At 38.4% G+C, this 16,275-nt stretch carries 13 protein-coding genes; all 13 read right to left on the bottom strand.

All coding sequences use genetic code 11. The annotated features are described in order from the left end of the window. Nucleotides 1-11: 11 nt before the first annotated feature. The 13 genes from pgi to lpdA all read right to left on the bottom strand — a co-directional run bounded on the left by pgi (nt 12) and on the right by lpdA (nt 16,273). The gene (gene pgi / locus IOD06_RS09020; RefSeq protein WP_194620626.1) at nt 12-1,679 is read right to left on the bottom strand and encodes a glucose-6-phosphate isomerase; all 1,668 of its coding nucleotides are present in this window, start codon (nt 1,677-1,679) and stop codon (nt 12-14) included. A 3-nt stretch (nt 1,680-1,682) separates the two neighbouring features. Further along, nucleotides 1,683-2,555 (bottom strand): UTP--glucose-1-phosphate uridylyltransferase, encoded by an 873-nt coding sequence (locus IOD06_RS09015; protein ID WP_194620625.1) that lies wholly within the window; start codon nt 2,553-2,555, stop codon nt 1,683-1,685. A gap of 76 nt (nt 2,556-2,631) precedes the next feature. Further along, nucleotides 2,632-3,645, bottom strand: a complete 1,014-nt coding sequence (locus IOD06_RS09010) for a glycosyltransferase (RefSeq protein WP_194620624.1) — start codon at nt 3,643-3,645, stop codon at nt 2,632-2,634. 1 nt (nt 3,646) lies between these two features. Next, nucleotides 3,647-4,687 (bottom strand): SGNH/GDSL hydrolase family protein, encoded by a 1,041-nt coding sequence (locus tag IOD06_RS09005; protein ID WP_194620623.1) that lies wholly within the window; start codon nt 4,685-4,687, stop codon nt 3,647-3,649. Nucleotides 4,688-4,897: 210 nt separating this feature from the next. After that, nucleotides 4,898-5,842 (bottom strand): hypothetical protein, encoded by a 945-nt coding sequence (locus tag IOD06_RS09000; RefSeq protein WP_194620622.1) that lies wholly within the window; start codon nt 5,840-5,842, stop codon nt 4,898-4,900. A 60-nt stretch (nt 5,843-5,902) separates the two neighbouring features. After that, nucleotides 5,903-8,086 (bottom strand): glycosyltransferase, encoded by a 2,184-nt coding sequence (locus IOD06_RS08995; protein ID WP_194620621.1) that lies wholly within the window; start codon nt 8,084-8,086, stop codon nt 5,903-5,905. Nucleotides 8,087-8,185: 99 nt separating this feature from the next. Beyond that, nucleotides 8,186-8,848 (bottom strand): hypothetical protein, encoded by a 663-nt coding sequence (locus IOD06_RS08990; protein ID WP_194620620.1) that lies wholly within the window; start codon nt 8,846-8,848, stop codon nt 8,186-8,188. A 7-nt stretch (nt 8,849-8,855) separates the two neighbouring features. Then, nucleotides 8,856-10,082, bottom strand: a complete 1,227-nt coding sequence (gene wecC / locus IOD06_RS08985) for a UDP-N-acetyl-D-mannosamine dehydrogenase (RefSeq protein ID WP_194620619.1) — start codon at nt 10,080-10,082, stop codon at nt 8,856-8,858. Between the two features lie 39 nt (nt 10,083-10,121). Beyond that, nucleotides 10,122-11,261, bottom strand: coding sequence for a non-hydrolyzing UDP-N-acetylglucosamine 2-epimerase (gene wecB, locus IOD06_RS08980; protein ID WP_194620618.1), 1,140 nt, complete (start codon nt 11,259-11,261; stop codon nt 10,122-10,124). Nucleotides 11,262-11,300: 39 nt separating this feature from the next. Next, nucleotides 11,301-12,365 carry a UDP-glucose 4-epimerase GalE gene (galE, locus tag IOD06_RS08975; protein WP_194620617.1) on the bottom strand — a complete coding sequence of 355 codons (1,065 nt, stop codon included), beginning with the start codon at nt 12,363-12,365 and terminating at the stop codon, nt 11,301-11,303. A gap of 99 nt (nt 12,366-12,464) precedes the next feature. After that, on the bottom strand, nt 12,465-13,340 hold the full coding sequence (sucD, locus tag IOD06_RS08970; RefSeq protein WP_010200812.1) for a succinate--CoA ligase subunit alpha: 876 nt from the start codon (nt 13,338-13,340) through the stop codon (nt 12,465-12,467). Nucleotides 13,341-13,492: 152 nt separating this feature from the next. Further along, a complete protein-coding gene (gene sucC / locus IOD06_RS08965; protein ID WP_110922030.1) occupies nt 13,493-14,659 on the bottom strand; it encodes an ADP-forming succinate--CoA ligase subunit beta in 1,167 nt (388 codons plus the stop codon). 159 nt (nt 14,660-14,818) lie between these two features. Next, the gene (gene lpdA, locus IOD06_RS08960; protein WP_194620616.1) at nt 14,819-16,273 is read right to left on the bottom strand and encodes a dihydrolipoyl dehydrogenase; all 1,455 of its coding nucleotides are present in this window, start codon (nt 16,271-16,273) and stop codon (nt 14,819-14,821) included. Nucleotides 16,274-16,275 lie beyond the last annotated feature (2 nt).

The following is a 16,275-nucleotide window of genomic DNA, read 5'->3' as shown; positions in this document are numbered from 1 at the left end:
TGCGAGTAACGTTAAGACCAACGCTTGATATGCTTTAACAGTTGATCAGTAGAGGTATCAAATTGACCGCTTACCTCTTGCTGCATGGCTTGATGTACAGATTCTGCCATCTGCTTGCCCATCTCAACGCCCCATTGATCAAACGGGTTAATATCCCAGATACTGGCCATCACATAGACCTTGTGTTCATAAAGCGCAACCAGCGCACCTAAACTATGCGGCGTTAGCTCGTCGATAAGTAGCGTGGTTGATGGCTGATTGCCACGGTAGTATTTATATTTTTCCGCAGCAGGCGCTACTTGTACCTCAGACTCTTGGAGCGCAGCATTACCAAAGGCCAGCACCCGACTTTGCGCCAAGCAATTGGCCAAGGACAGCTCATGCTGCTGCTGTAATGGCGCATTTTTCATCTGACCACTATAGCGACGCACACAAGCAATAAAGTCACAAGAAACCTGCTGTGTGCCTTGATGTAGCAGCTGATAGAAGGCATGCTGAGCATTGGAGCCAATTTCACCCCATAGAATCGGGCAAGTATCATAGTCAATATGATCGCCATGTTGGGTGACCGACTTACCGTTACTCTCCATCTCAAGCTGGGTTAAGTAGCTTGGCAAATAGCTGAGACGACCATCATACGGCAGTACTGTATGGGCATTAACCTGTAAAAAGGTACTGTTCCAAACAGCAAGCAGCCCTAATAATACTGGCAGGTTCTCTGAAAAATCAGCTTGCGCAAAGTGCTCGTCCATACTATGCGCACCAGCTAATAATGCTTTAAAACCAGACATACCAATACGAATGGCAATGGCCAGTCCAATCGCTGACCATAAAGAGAATCGACCGCCAACCCATTCCCAAAGCTGTAGCTGATGTTCTGGATGAATACCCCACGCACTCATTTTTTCACTATTGGCCGATATGCCAATAAAGTGGCGACGTAACACACTGTCTTCCGTACCTGCACGCAGCTTGGCAGTGGCAAGTAGCCATGATAAAGCGGTCTTAGCATTAGATAACGTATCAACCGTGCCAAAAGATTTGGACGAAATAATAAACAAAGTTGTCTCAGGATTAAGATGCTTGAGCAAGTTATCAAGCTGAGTACCGTCCATGTTGGAGACGAAATGTACCTCAATCTCGGTATCTGCCCACTCATCCAGCGCGGTAGTCGCCATCAGTGGGCCAAGATCAGAGCCACCGACGCCAATATTAACGACATCAGTGATGGCTTGACCCGAAAATCCACGCCATGTACCGTTGCGGACACGTTCAGATAAGCGCGCTACTTGTAAAAGACTATGATGGACGTCAGCAACGACATTTTGGTCACCAATTTTCAGCTCTGCCGTCTCGGGCAAACGTAGCGCCGTATGCAAGGCTGCTCGCTCTTCACTGGTATTCACCATCGCGCCTTGCATGAGTGCATCAATCCGTGTGGACAATTCACAACTATCTGCTAGCTGTAATAAACTTGCCAGCACCTGCTCATCGATACATTGCTTGCTATAGTCCATATATAGCGCGCCAGCTTGCATACTAAAGCGCTCAGCACGATTATCATCTTGCGCAAACAAGGCTGCCAGTGACCATAGCTGCTTAGCAAGCGTTTGTAATTGCTGCCAATATGTAGAGTTTCGAGCACTGTTGTAAGCGTTATCGCCCTTTATCTCATCCATCAGCTATTCATCTTCTGCTAATTGCTGCTGGGCAAAATAGATAAACGCCTGCATATATGAGCGCATATCGCCTGCATCATAACTATCGCCGCGCATGGTCGTCACATTGACCCCGTATTCGCTAATCAGCGCATCAATCGCATCGGTCAGCTGAATTTCACCACCGACTGAAGCTTTCGTATCTGCCAAATAATCAAAGATATGATTGCTAAAGACATAACGACCAACGACTGCCAATTTAGAAGGTGCATCGGCTAAGTTGGGCTTTTCTACAAATCCTGCGACTTTAAAGCTAGTATTAGTATCTGATTGCTCATCAATCTCAATAGCGTCGCTCAGCTTAGCAATACCATATTTATGCACATCTTCATCGGCAACATTATCGACCAATATCTGTGAGTGTGCATCGTTGGCAAAAGCATCAATCATAAAAGCTAAATTATCATTAGTCATATCGCCCGTAAACGGATCAAGCACAACGTCGGGCAATAATACGGCAAAATCATGCTCACCAATAATGGGGCGAGCCGCGAGTACCGCATGACCCAAACCTAATGCCTTGCCTTGGCGTATCATAGAGACTGTCACATCTTCTGGTAACCAGTTTAAGCTATCGGCTAGCGCGTCCTTACCCTTCGCTCTAAGCTGACTGTCTAGCTCAGCATTGATATCAAAGTAGTTTTCAATCGCACTTTTTTGTGCATGACCAACCAAGACAATATGCTTGATACCGGCAGCAATTGCCTCTTCAACCACATAGTGAATGGCCGGACGATTACCCAGTGGCAATAACTCTTTTGGCACGGATTTGGACAATGGCAACATACGAGTGCCAAAGCCTGCAACGGGGATAACGGCGTGAGTTATTTTTTTCATAATTTTTAAACTGTATTAAAAAAGAAATATTTAGATAAAAATAGCACGTTAAAATCGGTCATTTTGGTTCCATTACTTATAATTCAATAAACTCTACAATGTGCTTTATCCATTGATCATAAGTATAGTTTTGCAATACATGGTCGCTAGCATAGCGCATCATTTCTACTTGCTGTTTAGTATAACCTTTAGATAATTGTGCAAATAATTCATCGGCTTGCTCTTTGCTATCAATGACTTCACACATCCCTTCAAAACGGGTACTGACCGATAAACTAGGGTTGGTCACTGCCAGTCGCCCACAAGCCATAATCTCAATCAGACGGCGGGAGAACATACTAGGGGAGTCAGTCACGGTATTGACATTCAGACAATGCGAGTACTGCCTAAAAAGCTTACCCGTCTGATCGTAGGACACAGCAGGTTCGATGGTCATATTCGATAGGTCAGGATAGCGATAGACATCAGACTTACGATCAGAGTTACGATCGACGATGGTAAGCCCATAAGGAGAGGCTGCAGTAAACGCCATATCCTGCCATTGCTGGCGCGCATTGTGAATATGATGACTATAACTACCGACAAATAGGCTTCTATTATGAAGAGGCAGTAAACTGGTAGGATGATGAAACTTAGGCTGCACAGCAAAAGGCAGCACCCCGACTTTCACACTATTACCCAAAATAGCTTGGTAGCGCTCAACACAGTTTGAATCGACGGTTAGCACGTACTTGAATAAGCTGGCAGAGTCAATGAAACGGTTAAAATGAGCACCATCTTCTTTATTCCAGAATACAGCAGGAATATTATGTTTATCTGCCAACTCTAACAGCTTACGTAGCTCAATGTTGTTACGTTCAGGGTAATCAGGATAGTTGGCAACCTTGTAGCGCCATTTATCTCTGTGACCTCGCCATACTGACTCAACTAAGATGAAGTCAGGTTTAGAAAATTTAAATAACCATAGCCAGTTCTTATCAGTTAAATGATAGGCTTTTATGTCGTTGACATTTACAGCAATAGATGTCAATTCATCGCCAATTAGTGCAATTTTGAGACTCTTGGAAGAAAAAGCTATTTTTTTTAACATGCTATACCTTTACTAGCGTGACAAATGATCTATGTATTTGTATATTTTTACTTGACCAACTTCTTAGACCCAATCTCATTTTTGAACAGTTCAATGGAATATCTATATGCAGTAATACTTCCATTCTAGTATTTTTCTGGCCATTAATATAAGAAAAGTAACCTATTTCAGTGTTCAAAGACCTTGCCAATTTAGAATTGACAGCAACACCATTGTAATCAACAGTCAATATAGCCTGTTTTGCATCAGCATCTAAGCCAAATTCAGTATCAATTACAACCTTCATAAAACTATAGTTTTTGACAGAAAAGAACGTCGACCAATGTATATTTTCACCAAGAAAAACATCATTAACAATATTATAATTTTTAATGACATCTAATTTACTCTTTTCTAAACCATACTTTATAGATTCAAAGATTCTTTGACTATAGACCTTAGATCCCTCACTCAAAAAATGAAGTTTATCATAAAACAATTCTGGCTTATCAACGAAAAAATCTTCAAAATCTATGAGCGATACATTTTCTAACTTACAAAAACTCCTTATAATATCATTAAGTTTTTTTAAGCTGCTATCAATACCCGTATAGACTATAGTTGTAAAAAATAACTTTACTTCTAAAGCATCACATATATTAAGAATAAGCTTTAGGTTTCTAATATATGGTTCGTAGCTTATATTAGAAACTGGAATCACCTTCTTATCTGAAGCAGGAATAATAGATGAATATCTCCAATGTGCGTTAAAGTAATTTCCTTCGAAACTTAAAGCACTGAGGTCATTACTTGGCAAAGTTATAATTAATGTTGAATCCTTTTTATCTCCAAGCTTATTAATCAATACATTTATAATACTAAGCGTGTGAGCTCCAGAGTATCCTAAATTAAAAACAGAATAGTTGTATCCATTTTTAAGAAGTAAATAATCCAAAGATACATGAGGTCTCATGCTAGGTCTCATATATATTGATTCAACTGTGGAATCGCCTAAAAGATATATATCTTTACTTTCTTGTCTAGCTAAAATACTAAACTGCATTCCTTCAGAATCGGTCTCTATTGGATAGATTTCATTTCTCTGTAGACCCGTTGTTGATTGAAATATTCCTCACTAGGGGAATAAGATTTTTTTAAGTTAGGTTGAATCTCTTTAAGCCTAATAGATCTTTTAGACATGTTTAACTCCAAATAGAAGCTATTTCTAGTAGCAAACAAATACAAATTATTTATAATTTATCTATAGGTCTTTTTAAGAGTCAATAGCTACTGTAATTCTATTGATAGCACTAAAGCTGTCATGATTTACTAAATCACGAATAACATCTTTCAATAGCCTTTTTTTTATTAAAGTTTCCATTACTAAGTGAGTACCTCCTTTTACAGGCAAGAAATAAGCTGTAGGATAGGCAGATGCAACATATTTTTTTATAAAATTTACATCACCATTTTCTAATGGGTCATAAATAACAAAAACAGGTTTTGAAGTTTTTATAGTTTCTTTAATTGGTATGTGCTTATATATAATATCTTTGTAGTGTGAATGGTTTATCATAGGATGCACTGGTAGCATAGGAGAGCCTGCTATTATAGTCGCATTTATAACTCCACCAAAATAAAGACTACTGTATCCTCCCAGACTCGTTCCATACACATATACCTTTTTATCTGTAATTAATGGTTTGACATAACTCTCAAATAATTCAAGACTAAGATCTTGATATTGATTTCTATTATGCTTATGTATACTGATCAAGTTCCAGCCTTCAGATAAAATAAAGTCACCCCCAAATGGAGCAGATGTTTTATCTGTATGAGCAGAGTTAAATGTCACAAAAGTAATATTAGACCCTTGGCTATAATTCGTTATTTTAATATTTTCTGATTCGAAAATATTTATTTCTGGAATAACAGAAGTTACATTAAACTCATCGACTTTAAAAAATATTCTTTTTACTATTTTTTCTTCTTCTTTTGTTTCTTCAGAGGATGGACGAAAGAATAGTCGTAATGAATATATTTTTTTTGGTAAAAGATATATTTCTAGCTTAGATACAGGATCCCCAGAATACCACTTAGCATCTATTTTTTTTCCAGCCAATAATACATAAAATGCAAAGTCTGTAGAATCATTTTTAAAAACACTTACAGAAAGCTCTTTTCCATCATAAGATAAGCTATCAAGATTAAAACACATAGATATCCCATAAAATTTGCTTTGAAGCTAAAAGTTAGTTTCAAAAAATTTAAAATTAATTTATTTATTTTCAACTAATGTCTTACTAAAAACAAAATCAACGTAATAGCTTAAGGTTTTAGATATATCAAAATTATCGAAACAATACTCTTTTTGCTTGGATATAAGAGTAGCGTCAAAAGAACTATTTGATAAAATATGGTGTGCAGCCTTGTCAGTAGAAGTAAATATTTCATTCAACTTATAGACTTGATCAGAGCCCGGCCAATCAAAAATAACCCCCTGACTCCCAGAACTCATAGCTTCAGCGACTGCAGTATGACAGCCTTCAATATCACTGGTAGATAGTATCCATCCAATTTTTCTCAACCAAGCTGAAACATCGTTGCCATAGTCATCGAAAATAACCGCACCTTTAAGTAGTTCAGAGTTCTCAATTCTTTTGAACTGCTCTATATAGTATTCTCTTTCAACTTCCCTATTCCATATAAAAGGAACATCCCAAGGCATTTTAGATTTTATATAAAGCCTATACCTATTATCATTTTTTCTTAATTCTTCAAGAATATCCAAAGACCTATCTAATCTCTTCAACTTTGGTATAAACCCTAATAAACCAAGGTTAAAGTTATATCCATTAATTTTATCGCGATCAAAATGATGAGTATTTGCAAATTGAGGTATCACATCTATCTTTTTATTAGACCAGTTATAGTTTTCGATGCAGAAGTCTTTTATATATTCACTCACAACAATCATTTTATCAACTTTACTAAAATCTATTTTAGCGGGCTGATCAGTAGTAATTTCGAAACGATGAAGACGGACTAATAGCTTCTGATTTGGTTTTTTATGATTGCTATAATAGACGGCTGGTCCTACTGCCCATTCGCATATAATAATATCTGCCCATTCTAACAAACTTTTAGAGGTCTTTAAATCATGTCTTAATGTAGTGTCCCAATTATCAAATTTTACATTTATTTTTTCTAAGCGACATAGTTTTTCTAAAATACTTACCAAAAATTTATTGTCATGAGATGCTATCAATACATTCTTAGGTTCGACATTTTTGTTATCTAAAAAACCTACATTATCTAAACTTTTAGGAAAAAACGAACTTAGATGTTTAGTATATATATTATCAAAAGTAAACCTTTCAATATTTTTTTGTAAATTTTCTAGAGTTTTTTTATAGTTTTCGAAACTTAATACGAAGCCATCAATAACTTTGCTAATATCATCATAATTATTAGCAAATAGAGGATAATCATTACCTACTACTGATATATTAATATTACTTTTATTAATGATAGGCAAGGTACCAGAAGCAATACTTTCTAGTAACTTAGTAGAAAGTTCGTTATCAGTATCAAAAATATTATCTCTTATCGAGACTAAAAATGTAGATTGAGAAACCATATTCATAGTTTCCTCTCTACTTAACACCCTACTCCATTCGATAGAGTTTTCCTCAACCTTTTTTTCAAATCTTGTCTTAAAAGATTTATCGTTCTTCGGTGTATTAAATTTAGAACCGACTAACTTTACTGTATAACCCATATTCTGGAATTTTTTCGAAAAATCAACATACTCTTCAACTAGATAGTTCTTATCTATCTTACCAGCATAAATAGTAGACTTATTCTTTATTTTTTTTCTAATTAACAGATCATTTTGAGAAAACACCCTTGGAATCATAGGGTTCAATACAATTACACGTCTTATCAGTTCAGGAAAGCGTTGCTCTACATAACTTCTCATTTGCTCTGTCTGAACTATTAGTCTATTAATATTAGATTTAGTTTTATTTATAATAGATAATTCGTAGTCATCTTCAAAAATGCTAATTTTTGCAAAATAAGCATCTACTTTTGAGAGTATGTTGCGATACTCTTGATCATGAATTTTTTCATGAAACGCTTTTAAGTATCTTGGTGCTCTTAAAATTATATGACTAAAATTTTCATTACTATCAAGACTATTAAGTAATGAAAATAACTCGTAAGGTGAAATGGATTGCTCACTACTAATAGTAACCATATCCTGTTTCCAGGGATTAACTACTACCACGTTTTTATTTAAGCCTGAAGTAATACTATCGTCTATAGGTTTATCTCTAAGAACTAGATAAATCAGGTGACCTTTAGATTGTAATAGATTACATATTGATTGCATCCATATAGATGAACCATCTACTCCGTTCGCAGATATATCTCCGAATACTGCTATTTTATTGATCATGCCATCACCTATTTTCTATCTCTTTTATACAAGAACTTAATTTCTTCCTCTAAAATATAAATCAAGTTAACTTGTAATGAATTATTGTATTTTAAAAAACTAACTCATAGGCTCTATGAAATCAAAGAAGTCTATTTTTTTTAGCTCTAAAAAAAGTGGTAAGCTTGAAATATCAGCGCTTTCAATCAGAACTGTAGATATTTTATTATTATTATTAATAGCATTTACTAAGATTCTAAGGATGTTTATAGCTTCGTAAGTACCTAAAGCAAACCATGATGGGTTTTCTATAATCTCCTTTAGATCAAATACAATCATATCGATATTAGAACTCAAAATAACTTCTTGATAATTGTCAGGCGTTAATAATATGTGTAAATCTTGAAATGATTTCTGAGAAAAAATACCTATAACTTTAGAATACTTGACTCTAGGAATAAGATAATATTCAATAGCACCATCAGATTTTTCTAGTTTTTTTTCTACATATCTAGTAGATTTTAAGATTTTAGATTTTTTTTCTAAGATCTCTTCTAGGTTTATTTTGGCATGTAGAGGCGATCTTCCTGCCTTTTTTGTGGCATTAAAAACTTTTTTTGTGCTAGGAATTAAGTCATGAACTTGTTTGTTTTTTACTGTATTTTTTAGATCAATTATTGACTTGCCCAGTCTGAAACTATACGATTTCTTAAGAGATTCATTCTCTTTTTCCAAGTTATATATATATCTTTTCAGTAAATTTTCATCATTAATAATTTTCATAAATTCCTCACACAAAACTATGTAAGTTAATATAATTTCGACCATTAAACTCTTTATGCTTAACTAACATAAAAGTACAGTTAACTGTACTATCTAAGTCCTCTACTGAAATCAACTTACATTTTTGAAGATCAGGAGGAAGTTTAGTTATATTCGGCTCAACTAGCATCAATTCTATATCATCACGTATGGCTATCTGTTGTGCGACTTCAATAGCTGGACTCTCACGTAAATCATCAATATCAGGTTTAAATGCCAATCCTAATAATACGACTCTTGGCTTTCTAAATCCTTCGGATTTCAATCTATTGATTTCAGTATCAATCTTTTCTATAACCCATTTCGGCTTACTATCGTTAATTTCACGAGCCGCTCGAATGATTCTTGCTTCTTCAGGATTTTGATTGACAATGAACCAAGGATCAACAGCGATACAATGCCCACCAACCCCAGCACCAGGTTGTAGAATATTGACGCGTGGATGGTGATTGGCCAGCTCAATCAGTTCCCATACGTTAATATCTAATTTATCAGATATGATAGAGAGCTCGTTAGCAAAAGCAATACTCACATCACGAGAGGCGTTTTCAGTAAGTTTTGCCATTTCAGCAGTGCGAGAATTAGTCTCTAATAGCTCTCCCTCTACAAAGATACGATATACTTCTTGCGCTTTTTTTGTCGATTCTTTGGTCATACCACCGATAATGCGATCGTTTGAGATCAACTCTTCTACTACCTTGCCTGGCAGTACACGCTCGGGGCAATAAGCAACAAAGATATCGGCTTCATTTTCAGGCTCATGATACTTAGGGAAAGTAAGATCAGAGCGCTCTTCAGCGAGCCATTCGACCATTTTCTCAGTGGCACCCACTGGTGATGTTGACTCTAGAATTACCACGTCACCTTTTTCTAACAGAGGGGCTAATGCTTTACTAACAGCATGAATATAGGATAAATCAGGCTCATGATCATTGCCTTTAAAAGGTGTAGGAACTGCAATGAGATAAGCATCTGAATGTACGGGAGTGAGACTAGCCTTAAGCTTACCATTATCTACTGCTTGCTTCACGATAGCTTCTAAACCTGGCTCAACAATGTGGATTTTGCCTTGATTAATAGTATCAACAGCATGCTGATTAACGTCTACACCGATGACGTTTGCCCCATGATGAGCAAACATTGCCGCTGTTGGTAAACCAATATAGCCCAAACCGAACACACAAATATTTTCCATTTTTATCTCACTTACTCTATTCATAGTTGATTCAATTTTTTAAGCTTCTTTGTGCTCAAAAAAGTTAACGATAGTTTCCACTATACGTTGTGAAGCTTGGCCATCACCGTATGGGTTATGTGCCTCACTCATTTTTAGGTATAAAGCTTCATTTTCAATAAGATTGCTAACTTCAGCCACAATAGTAGCGTGGTGAGTACCAACTAGTTTAACAGTTCCTGCTTCAACTGCCTCTTGACGCTCAGTCGTTTCACGCATCACTAGAACTGGAATACCGAGCGATGGCGCTTCTTCCTGAATACCACCAGAGTCGGTTAAGATGATATGACTAGTGCTCATCAAATAAACGAATGGTAGGTAGTCCTGTGGTTGAATCAGTTTAACGTTATCAAGACCACGTAATAAACGTTCAACTGGTTCTTTCACATTGGGGTTCAAATGTACAGGATAAACAAACTCATAATCTGGGTATTTTTGAGCAAGCTCTTGAATTGCTTGGCAGATCGACTCAAAACCACCCCCAAAATTTTCGCGGCGATGCCCAGTAATCAATACACGACGCTTGGTAAAGTCTAATTCTGAGAACTGTTGCTGTAATTCAAATCTCAGCGTTTCATTAGTTTCTAGTTTATTTTTAACATCTAATAGTGCGTCAACGACTGTATTCCCAGTGACATAAATGAAGTCAGGATTATTATGTTCATCATATAGATGCTGAGCAGCCGTTTTGGTGGGTGCAAAATGTAGTTTAGTAATGATGCTGGTTAGTTGTCTATTAGCTTCTTCTGGCCATGGAGAGTAAATATTGTAGGTACGTAATCCAGACTCTACATGACCAATAGGAATCTGTTGATAAAAAGCAGCCTGCGCTCCACATAAGGTAGTTGAGGTATCACCGTGAACCAATACTAAATCTGGCTGACACTCTTCAAGAATAGGTTCAAGAGCAAGGAGCATTCTTGAACTGGCTTGAGTCAAACTTTGCCCAGACTTCATAATATCTAAGTCATAATCTGGTGTGATTTCAAATAACGACAATACTTGATCAAGCATTTCACGATGCTGTGCTGTCACGCAAACTAATGATTTAATATGAATGTTAGCTTCAAGAGCTTTAACCACTGGTGCCATTTTAATGGCTTCAGGACGTGTGCCAAATATACTTAGTACTTTTATCATAAAAATCTCTTGTTTATTTCAATATATTTTCGATATAGATTATTTTTCTATGTCATAACCATTTGGATTTATACTCTGCCAACGCCACGTGTCTTGGCACATATCAGTAATTGATAATTTGGCTTGCCACCCTAATAAATTTTTCGCTTTGTCGGCACTAGCATAGCAACTAGCGATATCACCCGCACGGCGCTCCGCAAACTGATAAGGAATATCCTGTTTGGATACATCAGAAAATGCAGACACCAATTCTAAAACAGAGGTGCCCTTACCGGTTCCTAGGTTAATTGGTAAAAAGCCTACTGAGTTCTGTTTTGTCGTACCACTTTCGTTTGAGCTAGTTTGTTTCTCTAAATAATTTAGCGCTGCCACATGACCTTTCGCCAAGTCAGTGACATGGATAAAGTCACGTACACCTGTCCCATCTATTGTGGGATAGTCATGCCCAAAAATACTGAGTTTTTCAAGTTTGCCTACAGCCACTTGAGAAATATAAGGCATCAAATTATTCGGAATATCATTTGGGTCTTCACCAATTTTCCCTGATGGATGTGCACCTACTGGATTAAAATATCTAAGGGGAATCAGGTTCCAACTATCATCTGATACCGCTAAATCCTCTAAAATGTGCTCAACGGTAAGCTTGCTTTGTCCATAAGGATTGGTACAAGAACGCTTCGATTTCTCATTGATAGGCAGGGTTTCAGGGTCACCATAAACAGTGGCGGATGATGAAAAAATGAGGTTTTTGACATCATATTCTGCCATGACCTCTAGCAAGGTAATAGTACCACTGACGTTATTATTGTAATATAACAATGGCTTGGCAACTGACTCTCCAACCGCTTTTAGTCCAGCGAAGTGAATCACACCGAAGAACTGATGAGATGAAAAAACTCGTTTAAGTGACTCAGCATCGCGGACATCGCCTTCGATAAACTTAATAGATTGCCCAATAAGAGTAGAGACACGATTAATCGCTTCACGACTACTATTAGATAAATTATCGTATACGACTATATCATAGCCTGCTTCGTGCAATGCAATACAGGTGTGAGAGCCAATATATCCAACGCCGCCAGTGACTAATATCTTGTTTTTCATAAAATTATTTTCTAGGCAAATAAAAACACCCCATTGTAGGGGTGCCTTCTTAAGATTTCAACATGGTTTTAGTAGTTACATTACAGAATTAATTCTGAATTACCAACCAGTAACTTCTTTTAGCTTCTCGCCAAGCTTAGATGGGTCACGTGTATACGCGATACCAGCATCTTCAAACGCTTTGAATTTCTCTTCAGCAGTACCTTGACCACCAGAGATGATAGCGCCAGCATGACCCATACGCTTGCCTTCTGGAGCAGTGACGCCAGCGATATAACCAACAACTGGTTTAGTCACATGGTCTTTGATATAAGCAGCCGCTTCTTCTTCAGCAGTACCACCGATCTCACCGATTAAGATGATAGCTTCAGTTTGTGGATCTTCTTGGAACAGTTTCAACGCATCAATTTGGTTCATACCAGGGATAGGATCACCACCGATACCGATACAAGTTGACTGACCAAAACCAAGCTTAGTGGTCTGAGCAACGGCTTCATAAGTCAATGTACCAGAGCGTGAGATGATACCCACTTTACCTGGCAAATGGATATGACCTGGCATGATGCCGATTTTGCACTGACCTGGCGTGATAACGCCTGGGCAGTTAGGACCGACTAAACGCACATCGCCCGCTTCTTCAAGATAGCGTTTTGCTTTTAGCATATCGATAGTTGGTACGCCTTCAGTGATCACAACGATCAACTTAACGCCAGCATCGATTGCTTCAACGATAGAATCTAGTACAAATGGTGCAGGTACATAGATAACAGAAGCGTCCGCTTGAGTCGCTTCCATAGCTTCTGCCATTGTATTAAATACTGGTAGGCCTAGATGCGTTTGACCGCCTTTACCTGGCGTTACGCCGCCGACTACTTTAGTACCGTATTCGATCGCTTGCTCAGAGTGGAACGTACCATTTTTACCAGTGAAACCTTGTACCAATACTTTGGTATCTTTATCGATTAATACACTCATTATTTATTCCTTGTATTCGGTTGTCTTGTAATAGCTACCTGATGATGTGTTAACCATTAAATATTAATGATAAATGTATACCAACAAGCTGCTATTACACGTTGACTACTATGCTTAAACGCTTATATTTAAAGGACTATGCCTCAAATAAATTAAGCTTTAACAGCATCGACAATTTTCTGAGCCGCATCTGCTAAGCCTTGGGCTGTCGTAAGCTTAAGACCAGACTCTTCTAGAATTTGTAAGCCTTTTTCAGCATTATTACCTTCTAGACGTACAACCACAGGTACTTGTACATCGACTTCTTTAACAGCAGCGATAATGGCTTCTGCAATCATGTCACAACGTACGATACCACCGAAGATGTTGATTAGAACACCTTCAACGCTGCTGTCTTCAAGAATGATCTTGAATGCTTCAACAACGCGATCTTTAGTTGCGCCGCCGCCAACGTCCAAGAAGTTAGCAGGCTTGCCGCCATACAATTTGATGATGTCCATCGTTGCCATTGCAAGACCAGCACCGTTAACCATACAACCGATATTACCTTCTAGAGCAACATAGTTTAGGTCAAACTCAGCAGCTTTAAGCTCACGCTCGTTTTCTTGAGTTTTGTCTTGTAGTGCTGCAATTTTAGGCAGACGATATAGTGCGTTTGAATCGATACCAATTTTGCCATCAACACAAACGATTTCGCCATTTTCACGAACGGCTAATGGGTTGATTTCCATTAGAGCAAAGTCGTTTTCAACAAATGCTTTATAAGCACCAGTCATCAATTTAACGAACTGGTTGATTTGCTTGCCTTCTAGACCCAGTTTGAACGCAACATCGCGCGCTTGGAAAGGCATTAGACCAACTAAAGGATCAACATGTACTTTAAAGATTTTTTCTGGCGTCTCGTTTGCTACTTCTTCGATATCAACACCACCTTCGGTTGATGCCATGAAGGTCACACGACGAGTCGCACGATCAACGACTGCACCAAGATATAGCTCAGTTTGTACTGGGTACATATCTTCTGCAACCAATACGAAGTTAACTGGTTGACCATCAGCGTCAGTTTGGAAAGTAACCAAATTGGTACCGATAAGCTCTTCAGTTACTTGCTTAGCTTCTTCACGAGTTTTAACCAGCTTTACACCACCCGCTTTACCGCGACCACCAGCATGTACTTGCGCTTTGATAACCGCAATGTCAGTTGGCGTTTTATCAAAAGCAGCAGCAGCTTCGTCGCCACTATAGGCGATGATGCCTTCTTGAATCGGCAAACCGTAGCTTTTTAATAGCTCTTTTGCTTGATACTCATGTAAATTCATTGATTGTATCCTTTATTTTTTACAATTAATAAAAAGTGAAATCAAGTGCGCCCATGCATATATTAATCATACGTCTGACGCACTCATGATCGTGGCTATCGCCAAAATAGCGATACCACAATCAGGTTGTAAATCGATAATAATTAAACGAGCAACTGCTTATTTCTTGCGTTTTTTGCGCTGGATAGCGTGGATAGCACGGCCATCTGCAGATAGTGCCGCTTCGTGCACCGCTTCTGACATCGTTGGATGCGCAAACGTCATCAACTGCAAGTCTTCGATACTAGAGACAAATTCCATCGCAATCATACCTTGATGGACGATATCACCAGCACCAGCAGCGATAGCATGCATACCTAGTAGGCGATCTGTCTTAGCATCAGCCACTACTTTGATAGAGCCTTCTGCTTCGCTTTGAGCTAGTGCACGACCGTTGGCAGCCAAGTTAAATGAACCTGTCTTGACTTCATAGCCAGCTGCTTCAGCTTCTTGCTCAGTTAAGCCTACCCATGCAATTTCTGGGTGAGTATAAATGACATTGATGATGGTGTCATAGTTAACTTGAGCTTTTTCGCCATGAATACGTTCCACAGCCATCATGCCCTCTTCCATCGCTTTGTGCGCAAGCATAGGACCACGGACTAAATCGCCAATGGCATAAACGCCATCAAGATTGGTTTTGCACTGATCGTTCACGTCGATAAGACCACGTTCGGTCAATTGAATGCCACTGTCATCGCCAAGTAATTTTTCAGAATAAGCACGGCGACCAACACAAACGATTAGTTTGTCAAAGCTCTCTTCAGATGACTCACCTTTGTTTTCGCTAGTGACAATCACTTGATCATCTTTAACTTCAGCATTGGTTACTTTGGTATCGACACGGATATCAAGACCTTGCTTCTTCAGCATTTTACCGGCTTCTTTCGCGATATCTTTGTCAGCAGCAGCTAGAAAACTAGGAAGCGCTTCATACACAACTACTTCTGCACCTAGGCGACGCCATACTGAACCAAGCTCAAGACCGATAACACCAGCACCGATCACGCCTAAACGTTTAGGGACTGAGGTGAAATCAAGCGCACCAGTAGAATCAACGATACGATCGCCGTCAGTTTTGGCAACTGGGATGTCGATAGGCACTGAACCTGCCGCCAGAATCACGTTCTTAGCGGTAATAGTGCTTTCTGCTTCGTCTTCTAAAGCGACAAATTTAACTTGTTTGTCAGCGCCTTTGCCATCAACTAACGTGCCCCAGCCTTGTAGCCAGTCAACGCCATTACCTTTCAATAATGCCGCAACACCGCCAGTTAATTGCTTAACGATGCCTTCTTTGCGTTCTATCATTTTTTCGATATCAATAGCGACATCGCCGGTGCTGATACCATGCTCATCAAGATCATGCTTGGTCGCTTCGTAACGATGCGAGCTATCAAGCAGTGCCTTTGATGGGATACAACCAACGTTTAGGCAAGTCCCGCCAAGTGCTGGCTCACCTTTATAAACACGTTTTTCGATACAAGCAACGCTCATACCAAGCTGTCCTGCACGGATAGCTGCTTCGTAACCACCAGGACCGCCGCCGATAACGACTAAATCATAACTGTCTTTCATAG

The sequence above is a fragment of the Psychrobacter sp. N25K4-3-2 genome, assembly GCF_015351755.1.
GTDB lineage: Bacteria > Pseudomonadota > Gammaproteobacteria > Pseudomonadales > Moraxellaceae > Psychrobacter > Psychrobacter glaciei.
Note: the sequence above shows the minus strand (reverse complement) of the source record. Positions and strands in the feature narration are given on the sequence as shown.

Bases quoted from the DNA above. Each gene is read 5' to 3' on its own strand.
- sucC (WP_110922030.1), bottom strand. From the start codon at position 14,659: ATGAATTTACATGAGTATCAAGCAAAAGAGCTATTAAAAAGCTACGGT.
- IOD06_RS09000 (WP_194620622.1), bottom strand. From the start codon at position 5,842: ATGTGTTTTAATCTTGATAGCTTATCTTATGATGGAAAAGAGCTTTCT.
- IOD06_RS09010 (WP_194620624.1), bottom strand. From the start codon at position 3,645: ATGTTAAAAAAAATAGCTTTTTCTTCCAAGAGTCTCAAAATTGCACTA.
- wecB (WP_194620618.1), bottom strand. From the start codon at position 11,261: ATGATAAAAGTACTAAGTATATTTGGCACACGTCCTGAAGCCATTAAA.
- IOD06_RS09015 (WP_194620625.1), bottom strand. From the start codon at position 2,555: ATGAAAAAAATAACTCACGCCGTTATCCCCGTTGCAGGCTTTGGCACT.
- IOD06_RS08990 (WP_194620620.1), bottom strand. From the start codon at position 8,848: ATGAAAATTATTAATGATGAAAATTTACTGAAAAGATATATATATAAC.
- lpdA (WP_194620616.1), bottom strand. From the start codon at position 16,273: ATGAAAGACAGTTATGATTTAGTCGTTATCGGCGGCGGTCCTGGTGGT.
- sucD (WP_010200812.1), bottom strand. From the start codon at position 13,340: ATGAGTGTATTAATCGATAAAGATACCAAAGTATTGGTACAAGGTTTC.
- IOD06_RS08995 (WP_194620621.1), bottom strand. From the start codon at position 8,086: ATGATCAATAAAATAGCAGTATTCGGAGATATATCTGCGAACGGAGTA.
- IOD06_RS09005 (WP_194620623.1), bottom strand. From the start codon at position 4,687: ATGCAGTTTAGTATTTTAGCTAGACAAGAAAGTAAAGATATATATCTT.
- wecC (WP_194620619.1), bottom strand. From the start codon at position 10,082: ATGGAAAATATTTGTGTGTTCGGTTTGGGCTATATTGGTTTACCAACA.
- pgi (WP_194620626.1), bottom strand. From the start codon at position 1,679: ATGGATGAGATAAAGGGCGATAACGCTTACAACAGTGCTCGAAACTCT.
- galE (WP_194620617.1), bottom strand. From the start codon at position 12,365: ATGAAAAACAAGATATTAGTCACTGGCGGCGTTGGATATATTGGCTCT.